General features: G+C 69.0%; 1 protein-coding gene. It reads left to right on the forward strand.

What is annotated here, in order from left to right:
* On the forward strand, positions 1-697 hold a 697-nt coding region (locus EOA75_RS33505; RefSeq protein WP_127326187.1), incomplete at both ends, for a PfkB family carbohydrate kinase.

Raw genomic sequence — 697 nt, forward strand, 5'->3', positions numbered from 1 at the left:
GGGTGAGACCGTCGCATCGGCGATCGACGAGGCCGGCATCGCCGACCTTTCGGCGGTGTTCCTCGACCGCACGACGCCGAGCTACACTGCGCTGATCGACAGCGAGGGGGAGTTGATCGTCGGCTTTGCCGATATGGGCCTTTACGACCTCGCCTTCCCCAAGCAGATCCGCCGCGCCAAGGCGCGCGAGGCGATCGCCGAGGCAGACGCGATCCTCTGCGACGCGAACCTGCCAACGGCGGCCCTCGAGCGTCTGGTTGCGCAAGCCGGCGACAGGCCGATTTTCGCCATCGCCATCTCGCCGGCCAAGGTGGTGCGGCTGGCGCCGCTGCTCGGCAATCTTTCGCTGCTGTTCATGAACCGCCGAGAGGCGGCGGCGCTGGCTGGTGCGGATATTTCCGGCCGCGATCTTGTCGGGGAACTCAGGCGGCTGAGCTTGACGGCAGGCGTGATCACGGCCGGCAGTGCTCCGGTGCTCGGCTTCGACCAATCGGGCGTCTTCGCCATCGACCCGCCCTCCCCGCGACGAGTTGCCGACGTAACCGGCGCCGGCGACGCCCTGACCGGAGCAACGGTTGCCGCGCTGCTGCGCGGGCTGCCTTTGCGGAGGGCACTGCGCGAAGGTGTTGCCGCGGCGATGCTCGCCATCGAGAGCGCTGAGGCGGTACCGCCCTTCCCCGCCGGCAGTTTTGGCCAG

The sequence above is a fragment of the Mesorhizobium sp. M1A.F.Ca.IN.022.07.1.1 genome (genome assembly GCF_003997575.1).
GTDB lineage: Bacteria > Pseudomonadota > Alphaproteobacteria > Rhizobiales > Rhizobiaceae > Mesorhizobium.